This is a genomic window from Mongoliitalea sp., from assembly GCF_054166905.1.
Window position 1 is genome coordinate 145,420 of the sequence record NZ_JBSZCK010000014.1, and the last position, 16,178, is coordinate 161,597.

Sequence of the window (16,178 nt, forward strand, 5' to 3'; positions counted from 1 at the left end):
TTGGAAAGTCTAATTCACATCTATTTTGTAAAAAGTACAGGACTGGTCAACATCTTTTTTAAACCAAGCGGGTTTGCCCTGTGCATCCAAGCCTAATTCAGCCCCTAGTACCGGTGCATGGTCAAACGGATTAGGTTTATTTTCTTTGGGTGCTCCCACAAAATCAGCGAAAAACCCGTTAGTAACAAGCTCATGAATACTCTCTTGGAAGGCCTTTACAATCCTATCCAAATCGGATGGTTCATAAGGTTCCGTCAAGAAACATGGAAAGTTTTCATAGATATGAATTCCTTTTTCCCTCATTAATGCAAATATGAGCTCCGATTGCGGCAACTCTTCCTTGTATTTTGTTAACCAGAGTGATCCAAAATTAACCGTATACATAGGTAGATTATAATGCTCAAAAACTTGATTCAATCGTTTCATCAAATGAGTAGTATATTCATTGAGCCTTTGCTGAATTGCTCCATTATCTTTGATTAGGTATTCAACAGATGCTTTAGTACTTGCCAATGCTAAGGGATGTCTGACAAATGTCCCTGCAAAATATGTAACGCCAGCTTCGGGAACTGAATCATCCCCATATTGCCAAAAGCCACCGTCCAAAGCATCCATAAATCGGGACGAGCCAGCCATGACACCAATAGAAATTCCACCACCAACTACTTTACCATAACTAGCAATATCTGCCTTGATTCCCAACAAACCTTGTACACCTTGCATACCCATTCGAAACCCGGTAATCACTTCATCAAAAATCATGGCAGCACCTGACTCATCGCATATCTTCCTAACTTCCTTCATAAATTCCACTGGAATAAATTCAGGGCTCCTACTTTGTACAGGTTCAAGCAATACAGCTGCTATATCATCCTTTTTTTGTCTGATTATTTCAAGTGATTCGGGAGTTCCATATTCTAAGACCATAATGTTATGTACTGTCTCAGGCATAATCCCCGCAGCTGCTGGATAACTTTTCCCATTCGGAAGACTTCGGACAATCACCTCATCAAAAATCCCATGATATGATCCATTAAAAGATATCACCAATGATCTTCCAGTGACCGTACGAGCCATTCGAATAGCACCTAAAACAGCCTCAGAACCAGTATTACAGAGTGCAACTCTATCATGCTCTAAGACATCCTTAATCATTTTGCTAACAATTCCAGCCAATTCATGCTGTGGTCCAATTTCATAACCCTTTTCTAATTGATCAATTATCGCATTTTTAATGAAATCTGGATTATGTCCTAAAAAAACAGAACCAAATCCATTCAATGCATCTAAATATTGGTTGCCATCAATATCCCAGAGATACTTTCCTTTGGATTTATTGACTACTAGAGAATAAGTGATTTCTTTGATTGCAGGCTTAAACCCAGACACTACCCTTGGATCCGCCATGTAGGATCTATGCTCCTGAGTATATGATTTACTTCCTTTGGTTTTTTCGTTGAATCGTTTTTGAAAGTTGTGAATAAAGGCCTCCTGGCTAGCGCTCAATTTGGCTCTTTGCTTCTCAATGCGTGCCATAGCACCAAAAGTTTTTTGTTTTTTAACCTCGACTGTAGCTGGAGGAGATGATTTCTCTTGAGCTACTGTAGACTTAGCTTCTTGTGCTTGATGAATGGACGAGGAAATTGGTTGAGATGGTACCACGGTACTTTCCACCATTCCTCCACTTAGAACTTGTATTTGCTGAGACAGCAATTCCAATTGTTTGGATATCAATTGAAGATGAAGGTTCCCCGTAGCACCAGAATGCACGGGCTGTACCGATTGAATCTGTTGCATCTGAGGAAAAACAGGAGTTGCTGCCACTGGAATTGCTTGAGTCGGTTTCTGAGAGACGGGTTGAACTCCCACAGTCGATTCCGTTTCTTTTGGCAGTACTTGATCCAAATAAACTGCCAAAGACTTTACATCTGATAGCTCTGAATTTAGCTGTTTAAATGTTACCGAAACATTGAATTTAGACTTAACCATGCTTACCATTTGGGTAAGCAGTAAAGAGTCAATACCCATTTCAAAAAATGATTCGTCTTCTGATTGAGACTCAATGCCAGCAGCATCTGCCAACATTTCAAATACTTGATTTTTAAGAGTAGTCAAGCGTTCCATAGGCTTGTTTATTGGTTGAGTAAATTGTTCTTGAATAATTTGGGAGAATTCAGGTTTTACTTCATCTTTTTTAGATGGTAAAACTGGCTCTATCCATAATTTTTGTTTTCTAAAAGCATAGGTTGGCAAATCAACTAGTTTACCTGTCCCCCTATTAATCTTATCAAGTTTCAAAGGAAGTCCAGAAGACCAAAGCTTGCCGACTGTCGTCAAAAAAACTTTATAGGAATTTTGTTCTTCTAAGGAATTAACAATTAGCTTTCCTTTACTTTGCGAATGTTGTCTAAGCAATGAGGAAAGAACTTTTCCCGGCCCAAGTTCAATAAAAACTGAATAGCTCTCCTGCTGTAAAATTGTAGAGGCTGCATCATAAAATCTGACTGCCTCTCTCATATGACCAACCCAGTAATTTACATCACAGGCCTCCTCATGTGTCAACAACTGACCGGTAACGGTTGATATGATTAATTTATTAGGAGGTGATAAATGAATTTGGGAAAACAACTCTCTGAATGGTTCCTTGGCTCCATCCATCATATGTGAATGAAATGCATGGCTGGTTCGAAGTATCCGATTAACAATTCCATTATTCGATAGCACTTTTTCCAGTGCTTCAATAGTTTCCTGTTCCCCTGCTACAACAATTTGTTTAGCAGCATTAACACCTGCTAGGGAAATCTTCTCATCAAGAAATGGCCTAATCTCTTCAAAAGTGGCCCGAATAGACATCATGATACCTCCCGGAAGCTCGGAAATCAAACGGCCACGTTCACAGACCAACTTCAGGGCATCTTCCAATGAAAAAACTCCTGCCAAATGTGCTGCCACAAACTCCCCCACACTATGACCGCACAATAAATCGGGTTCAATACCTAGCCCCTGCATTAACTTTGTCAATGCATACTCGATAGAAAACAGAGCAGGTTGTGTAAACTTCGTATTATTCAAATTTACTATCGCTTGTTCATCAACAGTTTTTTTGAAAATATAATCACAAATCGAAAAACCTGCCACTTGCTGTATGATGTTGTCACAGGCGTCTATGGATGCTTTAAAAGTTTCATTTAATCCATAAAGCTCCAACCCCATATTAATAAACTGGGATCCTTGTCCGGGAAATAAAAAGACAATTTTTTGATTCTTAAAGGTCTTTACAGACTCTGCAACTGATTCAAAAACAAATGGTCGATTCACCCCTTTTTCAACAATTGCGAAATTTCGCCACTGAAATAACGGTCTTTTTTGATGCAAAGAAAATGCTATGTCATGCAAATGAAGCGTTGGATTTTTTTGCAAATAGCTTTCCAGTTTTCCTCGATAGTCATCAACACTTTCCTTTGATTTGGCGGACCAACCGAAAAGTTGAGCAGTACATTCAGCTTTTTCAGGCAATTGGGTATCTTGTGCTGTTTGGTATTCCCCAAGAATTAGATGAACATTTGTACCACCTACTCCAAGAGAGCTGATTCCAGCATATCTTGGTTGATTAGCAACAGTTTCCCAGTTTTTCAACGCCGTATTCACGTAGAAGGGACTCTCCTCAAAATTGATATTTGCGTTCGCCTTTTTGTAGTTGATCTGAGGGAAAAGCTGCTTATATTTAATTGATAAAAGTACTTTGGCCAATCCTGCCATTCCAGAAGCAGCATTTAAATGTCCCATATTAGCCTTGATGGTTCCGATGGCACAACCTACATCTGACTTTTCTTTGCCAAAAACCATGGTTAAACCATCAATCTCAATAGGATCACCTAAAGGAGTGGCTGTTGCATGAGCTTCTAGATAAGTTACATCCTGAGGCTTTAAACCTGAGTTTTGGAAAGCCATTCGAATAGCTTTGGCTTGTCCTAATGCACTTGGACCGGAAAAACTTCCTTTAGCCCCACCATCGTTATTCACTCCAACACCTTTGACAACGGCTAGTATTGGGTCTCCATCCTGCAAAGCCTGATCTAAGCGTTTTAGAAATACCACACCCAAACCATCACTAAAAATAGTCCCATTTGCTCGGTAGTCAAACGAATACACATGCCCATCACGACTGTATACCCCTCCATCATCATAAATATGACCTGTTTTGACGGGGCTATGGATACTTGCAGCTCCTGCTAAAGCCATTGAACATTTTCCTGATTGAATTGCTTCCACCGCTTGAGCTACTGCTAATAATGATGTTGAACATGCAGAATAAACACTTACCGCAGGACCAGTAAGATTTAGGTGATAAGCTATCCTTGAAGCTATGTAGTCTTTTTCATTGAGGGAATCCACTTGAAAATCCCCATACGTAGCCAACAAATCTTTATGGGAAAGCAAGTTATGCTCATAATAAGTATTCTTGGAAGCGCCGGCAAATACCCCTATCTCCAAGCCTTCTTCCACTTTGGACACATATCCAGTTTTTTCAAGTACGGCATAGCTTAACTCCAACAATTTTCTGATTTGCGGATCCGCTAATTCAGCTAACTTAACATTAAGTCCAAAAAAACCACTGTCAAACTCATTGTATCCATCAATTATTCCTCTTGCTGCTACCAAATTGGGGTTTTCTAACAGTGAGGAGGATAGTGAAGGATCAAGTTCCTTCTTTGTGAAAAATTGAATGGTTTCTTTGCCTTCTGTTAAAATTTTCAATAAACTTTCTTCATCCGTAGCACCAGGAAAGTTGAATTCCATTCCTATTATAGCCACATCAGATCTTTCTAGATCTATTTTATTAATATTAGATAATGATAAAACCTGATTTTTGCCTTCCACAAATTCTGCTAATGCCTTTGCAGTTGGAGCCTTATAAAACTCAGTGATAGGAATATTCAGCTGATATTGAAATCGAAGTTCAGAAATAGTTCGCTGAGCCAAAAAGGAGTTACCTCCTAATTCAAAAAAGTTATCAGTAATGCTAAGAGCTTCATATCTCAAAAAGTATTTAAATATCGAGAGAATTTTTTTCTCAGTTTCATTGGTTGGAATCTGAAGTTCCCCCATCCAATCTGGTCGTTCTTTGGAGATGATGGGCAAAGCTTTTTTATCAATCTTCCCTGTGGCAGTTTTTGGCAAATCCTCTAGCGCAATCAGCTGTGCAGGAATCATATAAGTTGGCAATTTTGTCGCGATCCCTTTAAAAACATCTATCTTGTTTACAGAAGACCCTTCATTTACTTTGAAATAAGCGATTATCGATTTAAGTCCTGAATCCTCGGCATGAAGCTTTACCGCTGATTCTCCCACTCCGGGAATGGAGGCGATAGCAAGCTCTATCTCCGCAAGTTCAACACGATTCCCATTAATTTTTATTTGATCATCTGCCCTTCCTTTAAAATAAAACTCATTCCCAAGTTTATAAACTTGATCACCTGTGCTGTATAACCGGATATTCTCTCCTTTATTATTCCAAAAAATAAAACGCTCGTCTGTTAAAGTTTGATTATGGATATAGCCTTCAGCCAAACATGTCCCACCAATGAATAATTCTCCTATTTCACCTTCGGAAACCTCTTCTAATTGCTCATTTAAGACAAATGGAAATACATTATCTAAAGCACTTCCTATAGAAGGCAATTCTTCCCAAGATTGAGGGTCTCCTTTTAAAATTTTATGCATTACAGCCACTGATGCTTCTGTAGGGCCATAATCATTGACTAAAATGGCTTTGGTATGGTTAGTGAAAAAATCCCGGATGTAAGCTGTGATTTTTAGTACTTCCCCACCTACAGTCACCTGTTTTAACGAAGGGAGTACCACTTTTTGTTTGAGTGCTTCCTCTGCCAATAACGAAAGTGTCGCGACAGGTATATCTATAGAATGAATAGACTGAGTCTTCAGGTATTTTAGCAACTCCCATGAATCTTTTCTAACCACATCATCTAACAAATGAAGCTCACCACCTACGGCAAAACATTCAAAGATTTCTTTGATGGAGGCATCAAAACCAATATGTGCAAATTGCAGAAATTTAAAAACCTCATTGGAATTCAATCCAAATTCAGTTTTCCCATGACTCAATTTATTTTTGACATGTCCATAAAGTCCTTGATGCATTAATTTCACCCCTTTTGGCTTACCTGTAGACCCTGATGTAAACAGGACTGCAGCTATTGGGAAGTATTTATTTTCAAAATCAACATCCCTAGCTTGGACTGAAATTGAAAACACATTAACACCGATAGCAGTCCAAAAACTATTTTCTTCTGGTTGACAAAGAACAGTTGTCAACTGAGATGTTTGCACCATATCTTTAATCCTCGCCTCAGGAAATGTTGGATCTAAAGGCACATATGCATTCCCAGACCTAAAAATTGCTAAGATCGCAACTATTAATTCTACATTTTTAGTTCCGCTTAAACCAAGAATATTCCCTTTACCATACTCTCTGAAAATAAGACTTGCGAGATACCTTGATCTAATTTCAACATCTTCATATGTTAAAAATCTCTCACCAAAAACCACAGATCTTCGATTATTTGATTCTTTTGGGAAGTATTGATGTAAAAAAGCCATATCAACCTTGTTATACTCTCAAAATTACACAAACCAACATGTAAAGCAAATTTTTACATTTGAAAATACTTTTTTTTTATTTGAAAAGAAAAATTAAATCATGTACCAAGAGATAAAATTAACCAGATAAGAAACAAACTATTTTTTTTTGGCGCCAATAAAGACCCAGTCTCCGCCAATCCAAGATTTTGTATTGAAAATTGAGAGCTTCAATTTACTTTTTTCAATCTCTTGGTAATAAGGATGGCTAAAGCTTGACTCTGTTCCAAATACTATGGTATCACATTCCTTTTCTATACTTTTGGAATTGGCTATAGGTTCAAAAAACAACAATGCAGAATTTTTTTTATCTCCGATAAGCTTTACGAGTCTTTGAAACTGCTCCCCATTTAAATACTCTAAAACTCCCCCAAACGTAAAATAAACTGTATTTACTTCAGTATCATCCTCGAGCCAATTCAGAATATCTCCCTCTATAAACTGAAGTTTCGCATTATTTTTATGTAAATCTTTATTTTTAGCAATTTGCGATGAGTTTATGTCTAAACCGACAAATTTTTGGATTAAGCCCAAACGTTCAGATTTTGATAACTCATTAAGCATCCATCCATTCCCACACCCAAATTCAACAAGTCTATGAATGGTATTTGGTTCACTTGCTAGTGTTTCCAATGCAGAATTCAATTCCTCCTTGAGCAAATCATAGCCTCTTTTATTTCTATCAACAATTTGATCATAATAATTTGAGTATTGAGGGTTTGCCCAAAGCTTTGCATGCAGGCTTGATAATCCGTCCAAATTTTGCTTTTTCTCCAAATCTGTTATCAAAGCAGACAAGGCCCATCGTTCAAATTTTCCATCAGGATGTGCTCCACCCTCTAGCTTAGACTTTAATTTTTGATTGAAATTCAAAAATATTGAGCCTATAAAAAGCCTAAGCTTACCTTTGAACGTCTTTTCGGGAATATAAACTGGAAATTGCAAGTTTTTCATAGGCTTCTCATGAATAGATAAAAATCATGAATACTCGAACATAATCAAAAAAGTCAATAAAATAATCAAGTTACCCTAACTTCTTCGGATAATCCTCAAACCAAAATTCAACTTTATCTACATCAAAATACTTCCAATCAGCAATCGCTGCTTTGACTGCAAAAATCCCTGTGGTAGGCAAATTACCCATTGTTCCTTTCAGTTTCCACATCAAATCGTTCATCCCCGGATTATGGCCAAATAAAAATAACGTATTTATTGCTGACTCCGCTTGCCTAATAACAGCTAACATTTCAAGAGCTGATGCATGATACAATTCTTTTGTCAATACAACCTTTTGCTTGGGATAATCCAAGATCTTACTTATCAAAAAGGCTGTTTCCTTGGCTCGCTCTGCATCTGAAGAAATCACTAAATCTGGGCTTACATTTTTATCTTTCAATCGCAATCCCATAATAGGAGCATCCCTCAGTCCCCGTAGCGCTAACGGTCTTGCATGGTCAGATAAAAAGAGGTTTTCCCATGAAGACTTTGCATGTCTGATTAGCAGGAGTTTTTTCATATTTGCAATTTAACGAAATTTTTGTTTGAATTTTAAATATCTATTTTTACATTTATAAGGCATTTAACCACATATTTATCCAATTTATCATGCTTACCGGAACAGTAAAATTCTACAATGAAGCAAAAGGATTCGGATTCATTGTAGATGATGAATCTCAATCCGATGTCTTTGTCCATGCCACAGGCCTAGTAGACAAAGTAGCGCAAAACGACAAAGTAACCTACGATGTAAAAGATGGCAAAAAAGGCCTGAATGCAGTAAATGTTAAGAAAGCTTAATAAAGTACGTTACCCAGCACTAGAAGATATAAAGAGACCAAATATGTATTTGGTCTCTTTATTTTTGGAAAAATCTGAAAACAACAAGGGCTTTCATTGAAGTTTTATGACCACGCTAAACGCTTCTTTTTCCGAGCAATTTTTCTCTCGCCGATTAAGCGATTTACATTACCATGGGCTGACCACTATTGCAAGCAGCAATACCATACAATCTGCAGCTATGCTCATGGCATCACAAAAAATATCCATACTATTTGTCACGGATACTTACAAAAACCTGATAGGATACCTAACAGATATCACCTTGCGGGACAAAGTTTTGGCACTAGGGATTTCCTACGAAAAACCTGTTTCCGACATCATGGAGGGAAACATCATTTCCATCAATCAAAATGATTTCCTTTATGAGGCTTTGCTGTTGATGTTTCAAACCAAAACAAGATACCTTCTCGTAAAAAATGGTTCTTCATATATCGGCTGGATTAGTCGAACGAAAATATTAATGGAGCAATCCAACAGCCCATTTATTTTTATACAATCAGTAAGGCAAGCATTGGATACCTTTGAGCTTACAAAAAAATGGAAACAAGTTCCTGACTTGGTCAACCGACTAATTCAACAGGGGCTGAAAGCATCCATCATCAATCAGATCATTACTAGTATCGCTGACACCATTACCCTCCGCGTGATTGAAAATGTCATTCATGATTTAGGTCCAGCTCCTGCTAAGTTTGTCTTCTTTGTGCTAGGTTCTGAGGGAAGAGAGGAGCAAACCCTCAAAACTGATCAGGATAATGCCATCATCTATGAAGACAAAGCCAATGAGCACCGAGAGGAAGTTCGTGCCTATTTTCTAGAATTTGCAGATCGGGTTTCTACCCAATTGAACACCATAGGTATTGACTTTTGTAAAGGCGGATTCATGGCAAAAAATCCTAAATGGACCCATTCCCTTAGTCATTGGAAACGGAACTATCTCGCATGGATCAAAGAATCTTCGGAAGACACTATTATGAAATATGCTACCTTCTTTGATTGCAGACCCATTTATGGGGATTTCACATTGCTGGAGGAGCTCAAAAAATATACCGACACCCAATTGACAGATGCAAGTGAGCGCTTCTGGGTACACATGGGTGAAAATGCATTGAAATACGAGCCACCATTGACCATCTTTAAGGGCATTAAATCAGTCAAAGTCGACGGAGATAAAAAAATCAATAGCAAAGAAATGATGAATCCAATTGTTGATTTAGTCCGTGTATTTGCCCTGAAAAATAGTATCCACCCAACCAATACAGGTAAAAGAATTGCGCTTCTAAGAGCAAAGGGTATATTCTCCGAAAAAGAAGCGCAAGAATTGGATCATGCTTATTATTATCTCATGTCCTTAAGACTTGAAAAACAAGCTGTACAATTAATGAAAAACGGCGCTATAGTCGATAATTTCATCAGTCTTCAAGAACTGACTAAAGTCCAGCTCGTCACCTTAGTGGAAATCTTCAAGGTAATCAAAGGCTTTCAGCTGAAGGTAAAGATAAACTTCACAAACACTATATTTTAACAAATGGCAAAATATCTTTTTTAAATTTTTTACTAAAGTTTGTGTTTTTAGAGAAAAGTTTTTTTATTTTGTGAAAGATTCAACGCTTTCTAACACCAAATAAAACCACAATTTATGCTAGGCAATTACCCTCTTTCAGCAGTAGAAAAAGCATTCCAAAAAGAATCAGGCATTGAAAAAATCAATACTAAAATACCTTATCTGGTAGTAGACAACTTTCCAAAATTAGGATTAATAACTGCATGCAGATTCCTTGAATGGGTTGCAGCCAATCCAACTGGAGTTATCAGCTTACCAACTGGTAAAACTCCTGAGTACTTTATCAAATGGACGAAATACCTGCTTGAACACTGGGATAGTCACAAAGGAAAAGAAATCAGGAAGCAATATGGGCTGGAAAAAACCTCAAAACCTGTATTAAATGACCTTACCTTTGTACAAATAGACGAGTTTTACCCGATCTCCTCCAAGCAAAAAAATAGTTTTTTTGATTATGTAAATAAGTTCTACCTTGAAGGATTTGGCTTGAGTAAGGAGAAGGCTATCCTGATCAACTCAGACGAAATACCTTTAGCGGAGGGAAAACATTTTAAAGAAATATTCCCTGACTTGAAAGTAGACCTTTCCTTGCGGTTCAGAGAAGCGCAGACCTCTCTGGAAAAACTACAGCAGGATTCTATTTACCTGATCGACAAGTGGTGCGGGGATTACGAGCAACGGATTCGTGACAAAGGCGGAATTGGATTCTTTCTCGGTGGCATTGGCCCTGATGGACATATTGCATTCAATACCCGAGGTTCCCATCTTTTTTCCACGACCCGACTGACCGAAACCAACTTCGAGACCCAAGCTGTAGCTGCGGGAGACTTAGGAGGAATTGAAGTTTCTGCCAATAGACTGGTAATCACTATTGGGCTAGACACAATTGTCTATAACAAAGATGCAGTCGGAATAATTATCGCCGCAGGAGAGGCAAAAGCGCAAATCGTCAAAGATTCCTTAGAACAGGAAATGACCAACATCTATCCTGCTACCGTATTACAAAAACTGAAAAATGGACGTTTTTACCTTACCAAAGGAGCTGCTGTGCGTTTATCAGATTCAGTAGACTCCTATTTCTATAACGGAGAATGGACATGGGAAAAAACCGAACGGGCAGTTATCGAACTCTGTAAAAAATTGAAAAAATACGGACATCGATTGAAACTAGAAGATCTAAAGAATGATCGGTATGCGTCTAGGATACCTGATTTATCAGAAGATACTGTATCTCAGGTGATGGAAAGCATGATTGCAAAAATCAATCGCGGTATTAGTAAAGAAAAAAACGAAGTACTACTTCATACCGGACCCCACCACGATGACATCTCACTGGGAATACTTCCTCACATCACCAATCAGCTGAATGAAAACAGCAATGAAGCTCATTTTTCTGTACTGACCTCTGGATTTACGGCCGTAACCAACACTTTTGTCATCGAAACTCTCTTACACACCAAGAAACTCTTGGATAATGGAGAGATTCAAATGGTCCATTATGAAGACTTTTTCCGAATCGGTTACAAACTAAAAACGGACAAAGATGTCTATCACTACCTTACCAAAGTAGCGGCAGAGGATCCGCTAGCAAGAGCGAGGGGGTTGAGTCACCGGGTAGTCCGCGCATTGGTAGATATTTTTGAGGTAAAAAACAAACAACAACTGAGGGAAACTATCAATGATGTTATCAGCATTCTCAGAAATAGCTATGATGGAGAGAAAAACCCAGCAAAGATCCAAAAACTGAAGGGAATGATACGTGAGTTTGAAGAAGAGCTGGTATGGGCACACTTTGGCGTGCAGGTAAAAAATGTACATCATTTGCGACTAGGATTCTATACAGGAGACATCTTTACAGAGCAGCCGGATAAAAAGCGAGATGTGGAGCCTATTGTCAATTTATTCAGACAGGTCAATCCAACCAAAATCAGCTTAACCTTGGATCCCGAAGGCTCTGGACCAGACACACACTATAAAGTACTACAGGCTACAGCTGAAGCTGTCAGGCAATGGGGAGAAGAAAAAGATTTGAGCAATCTCAGAATCATAGGATATAGAAATGTTTGGTTTAAGTTTGAACCGCATGAGGCCAATGTGATCGTCCCAGTTTCCCTTGGTGACATGTCAGTAATGGAGGATTCATTTGCTAACTGCTACCTTTCTCAGGTCAATGCATCTTTTCCAAGTTATTCTCACAACGGAAAATTCTCCACGGTTGCCAAGAGAGTGTGGGTAAGTCAATTAAGTGACATCCAACTATTATTGGGAAAAAACTATTTCTATTTACATGAAACGGCAAAAGTCAGATCCAGTCATGGCTTAATTTTCTTTAAGGACATGAATGTGGAAGAATTTTTAGCCCATGCAAGGGAACTAGAAAAGTCAATTGAGGGTATGTTATAATAATCATCCTCAAACCTATACAAAAAAGACGGATAGTGATTCCGTCTTTTTATCAATACTCTTAAAATCGCTTTATGTTCAAAACTGAAAGACCTATCCTAGGAATTGATATTGGGGGTACAAACATCAAGACAGGTGTTTTGGTGGGTAGCCAACTTATTGATATCCGTAGTATCCCTACACCTTCCATGGAGACTCAGGAGTTTATCTTGGAAACTATTTCGGATGTCATACAATCCTACATCCATCATGATTTTTTCGCCATAGGTATTGGAATACCTGGATTAATCAATGCAGAAGATGGCATCGTATTAAACCTCTCCAATATCCCTTCTTTCAGAAAAGTACATTTACGCGACTTTATTCAAGCCCGCTTTAACAGACCTGTTTTCATCAACAATGATGCTAATTGCTTTGTCCTTGGGGAATATAAATTTGGCAAAGCTCGCATATTCAAAAACATTGTAGGTATCACCCTTGGAACTGGCCTAGGTGCAGGTATTATCGCAAATGGACATTTGTACTGTGGATTCAACTGTGCAGCGGGAGAATGGTGCTCTGTTCCTTACCTTGATAAAGACTTTGAGCATTATTGCAGTAGTAAGTTTTTTATTTCAGAATACGGTATAAAAGCCAAGTCTATGGCCAAAAAAGCATTGGAAGGTGATAAACATGCCATCAAAGCTTATCAAGAATACGGACATCATTTGGGAGAATTAATTAAATACATCCTCTATACACTTGCTCCTCAAGCCATTATTTTAGGAGGTTCTATACGTAAGGCATATCCCCTTTTCAAAGACAGTATGATGAGTTCTATCGCTTCATTCCGATACCCTTCGGTTGGTCAAAATTTAAAAATTCTCATTTCTGACTTAGATGAAACAGGCATTCATGGAGCAGTGGCCTTGATAGATGAGTTTGCTATCCCGATGAAAGCTATCCCAGAAAGATAAACCAAATATTCTTCGGATTTACAACCTCCTCTAAACTAAGGCATGGAAATAATTCGTAACTTGCAGGCTTATAAACCCAACTTGTTATGATTTATAATTCCATCATTGAGACGATTGGTAATACACCTTTAATCAGGCTCAATAAATTAAATAAGGGGATTAAAGGCGAAATTCTTGTTAAAGTAGAATACTTCAACCCAGGCAACTCTATGAAAGATCGTATGGCGATCAAAATGGTAGAGGATGCCGAAAAGACCGGAATTTTAAAGCCAGGAGGAACCATCATCGAGGGAACCAGCGGTAATACAGGGATGGGACTTGCCCTTGCTGCTATTGCTAAGGGCTACAAGTGTATTTTTACAATGGCTGATAAGCAGTCTAAAGAAAAAATAGATATTTTGAGGGCTGTTGGTGCCGAAGTGGTGGTATGCCCGACGAATGTATCTCCAGAAGATCCTCGCTCCTATTACTCAGTAGCTAGAAAACTCAACCAAGACATCCCTAACTCTTTTTACCCCAACCAATACGACAACTTATCCAATGCCCTGGCTCACTACGAGACCACGGGTCCTGAAATCTGGAAAGATACGGAAGGAAGAGTTACACATTATGCTGCAGGTGTAGGTACAGGAGGCTCCATGTGCGGAACTGCCAAGTACCTTAAAGAACAAAACCCTTCCATTGTAACTGTTGGTATTGATACTTATGGCTCCGTATTCAAGAAATACAAAGAGACTGGGATTTTCGATGAAAATGAAATCTACCCTTACCTTACAGAAGGAATTGGAGAGGACATTCTTCCAAAAAATGTAGACTTCGACATGATTGACCATTTCATCAAAGTAACCGACAAAGACGCTGCTGTGATGACGAGAAGGCTTTCCAAAGAAGAAGGGTTATTTGTCGGTTGGTCTTGTGGTTCGGCTGTTCATGGTGCTTTGGAATACGCCAAAGAAAACCTGAAAGAAGGTGATGTAATGGTTATCATCCTTCCGGATCATGGCACGCGCTACTTAGGCAAAATCTACAACGATGACTGGATGCGTAATCATGGGTTTATGGAAAACAAAACCTTTGGCACTGCCAGAGAAATTATCGCTTCAAGAAATGGAAGTTACCACCTGGTCACTGCTCAAAAAGGCGACTCTGTAAAAGATGCCATCAAACTCATGAATACAAAATCCGTATCTCAAATTCCAGTGATGGAAAAAGGCCATGTTATAGGCAGCATTACGGACAGCAAGCTCCTGAACAAGATTATTGAGAATCCTGCATTAAAAGACGCTGATGTATCAGAAGTGATGGAAGGTTCTATGAAGTTTGTAGCCTTGGACAGCACCTTGGATGTATTATCTTCCATGTTAGAAAAAGAAAAAGCTGTATTGGTGCGTGATGAGCATCATGGCATACACATAGTCACCAAGCATGACATCTTGGAGGCAATGACAAAATAATTCACTGAAAAGAGCTTATTAAAGGAGGCAGTGAAAATCATCACTGCCTCTATTAGTTTATTCGTATGTATCAGGAAAAATTAGCTAGCATTCGAGAAAGAGGCTACGACTTTGACATAGTAAATATTTTAGGTCGTGCATGGATCATGTATAAAAAACAAGCGATCAATAGCGCAGCATTTACCATGCTCATCATTTCGCTGGTTTTATTAACTATGCAATATCTACCACAAGCACAACTAGCTATTTCAGTTTTGCTTTTGCCTGCATTATTTACAGGTTTTTATATTGTTGCCAATAAATTGAACAATGATCAACCGGTACACTATGGACATTTCTATGGTGGGTTTTCTTTTTATATCCATGTAGTCACTATTTGGATGATCGGACAATTACTCACAGGTGTAGGTTTACTTTTATTGGTTGTACCTGGAGTATATTTAATGGTAAGCTATAACTTTTCTGTCCTGATGAGCATTTTCGGAGGAATGAACTTTTGGCAAGCCTTGGAAGAAAGTCGCAAACTGATCACGGTACGATGGTTTAAGTTTTTTGTCTTAACACTGATCTTTATCGGCATCAATATTCTAGGTGCCCTTTTGTATTTCCTAGGCCTGATGATCACCATTCCGATTACATTCTATGCAACCTACATCCTTTTTGAGGACATTACCAAAGATGCATTTGAAGGGTAATCATTTACCATTTGCCACCACCTACATAAAATCCAAGAGTAAAACCTAAATAAGAGTTAGCGACGGTTCCTATACGCTGATTTTGTGCATTGACGAGCGCTGAACTTGGTAAAATATTATAATCTAACGAAAGCCTAAATTTTCTATATTCAAATCCTGCCCGAATCATGGGAGCTATGGCCATAGAAGTGTCAAGTGCACTATCATCTGGAACATCACTTGAATCTATTTCAATATTTGCAAATCCATAATAGCCAATACCACCACCGACAAAAGGAACAAACTTACTACCTGTCAGGAAATAATAATCAAATGTAAGTCCCAAAGTACCTGTTCCTCCAATTTCAGCCCTAACATCCGAAGAACCTTGACTCAACTCAACATTTCTAAGAGTTACAGCTCCACCATAACGAATCCCAATATTCATACGGTCATTTAGATTAAATTTAGGCTCTAAGTAAAACCCAAAGCCAAGGCCTCCACCTTGTGGGATTGCGGGTCCCATATCTAAACCTACCCTAAATTTTCCCGATTCTTGTGCAAATAATAGGCCCGAGCTCATAACAAAAGCTACCAAGGACAATACGATGATTTTCTTCATAAAAGGATT

At 38.5% G+C, this 16,178-nt stretch carries 10 protein-coding genes; 6 read left to right on the forward strand and 4 right to left on the reverse strand.

The annotated features are described in order from the left end of the window. Positions 1–9: 9 nt before the first annotated feature. The 3 genes from ACXIUD_RS04580 to ACXIUD_RS04590 all read right to left on the reverse strand — a co-directional run bounded on the left by ACXIUD_RS04580 (position 10) and on the right by ACXIUD_RS04590 (position 8,176). Positions 10–6,621: an aminotransferase class III-fold pyridoxal phosphate-dependent enzyme gene (locus ACXIUD_RS04580; RefSeq protein WP_458051437.1), complete on the reverse strand. Its 6,612-nt coding sequence runs from the start codon at positions 6,619–6,621 to the stop codon at positions 10–12. A 138-nt stretch (positions 6,622–6,759) separates the two neighbouring features. Beyond that, positions 6,760–7,614, reverse strand: coding sequence for a class I SAM-dependent methyltransferase (locus tag ACXIUD_RS04585; protein WP_458051438.1), 855 nt, complete (start codon positions 7,612–7,614; stop codon positions 6,760–6,762). Positions 7,615–7,684: 70 nt separating this feature from the next. Beyond that, complete coding sequence (locus ACXIUD_RS04590) at positions 7,685–8,176, reverse strand: SixA phosphatase family protein (protein WP_458051439.1); 492 nt, start codon at positions 8,174–8,176, stop codon at positions 7,685–7,687. An 89-nt stretch (positions 8,177–8,265) separates the two neighbouring features. Between ACXIUD_RS04590 and ACXIUD_RS04595 the strand changes: the two genes are divergently transcribed. The 6 genes from ACXIUD_RS04595 (at position 8,266) to ACXIUD_RS04620 (ending at position 15,568) form a co-directional block, all read left to right on the forward strand. After that, entirely contained in the window at positions 8,266–8,457 is a 192-nt protein-coding gene (locus ACXIUD_RS04595; RefSeq protein ID WP_458051440.1) for a cold-shock protein, read from the forward strand. Positions 8,458–8,563: 106 nt separating this feature from the next. Continuing rightward, positions 8,564–10,021, forward strand: a complete 1,458-nt coding sequence (locus tag ACXIUD_RS04600) for a DUF294 nucleotidyltransferase-like domain-containing protein (RefSeq protein ID WP_458051441.1) — start codon at positions 8,564–8,566, stop codon at positions 10,019–10,021. Between the two features lie 114 nt (positions 10,022–10,135). Further along, on the forward strand, positions 10,136–12,463 hold the full coding sequence (locus tag ACXIUD_RS04605; RefSeq protein WP_458051442.1) for a glucosamine-6-phosphate isomerase: 2,328 nt from the start codon (positions 10,136–10,138) through the stop codon (positions 12,461–12,463). 74 nt (positions 12,464–12,537) lie between these two features. Continuing rightward, positions 12,538–13,419, forward strand: a complete 882-nt coding sequence (locus tag ACXIUD_RS04610; RefSeq protein ID WP_458051443.1) for an ROK family protein — start codon at positions 12,538–12,540, stop codon at positions 13,417–13,419. A gap of 86 nt (positions 13,420–13,505) precedes the next feature. Continuing rightward, positions 13,506–14,873 (forward strand): cystathionine beta-synthase, encoded by a 1,368-nt coding sequence (locus ACXIUD_RS04615; protein ID WP_458051444.1) that lies wholly within the window; start codon positions 13,506–13,508, stop codon positions 14,871–14,873. A gap of 65 nt (positions 14,874–14,938) precedes the next feature. Beyond that, positions 14,939–15,568 carry a hypothetical protein gene (locus ACXIUD_RS04620; protein WP_458051445.1) on the forward strand — a complete coding sequence of 210 codons (630 nt, stop codon included), beginning with the start codon at positions 14,939–14,941 and terminating at the stop codon, positions 15,566–15,568. Positions 15,569–15,572: 4 nt separating this feature from the next. Here the strand turns inward: ACXIUD_RS04620 and ACXIUD_RS04625 are convergent, their stop codons facing one another. After that, positions 15,573–16,169 carry a hypothetical protein gene (locus ACXIUD_RS04625; RefSeq protein WP_458051446.1) on the reverse strand — a complete coding sequence of 199 codons (597 nt, stop codon included), beginning with the start codon at positions 16,167–16,169 and terminating at the stop codon, positions 15,573–15,575. Positions 16,170–16,178: the final 9 nt, after the last annotated feature.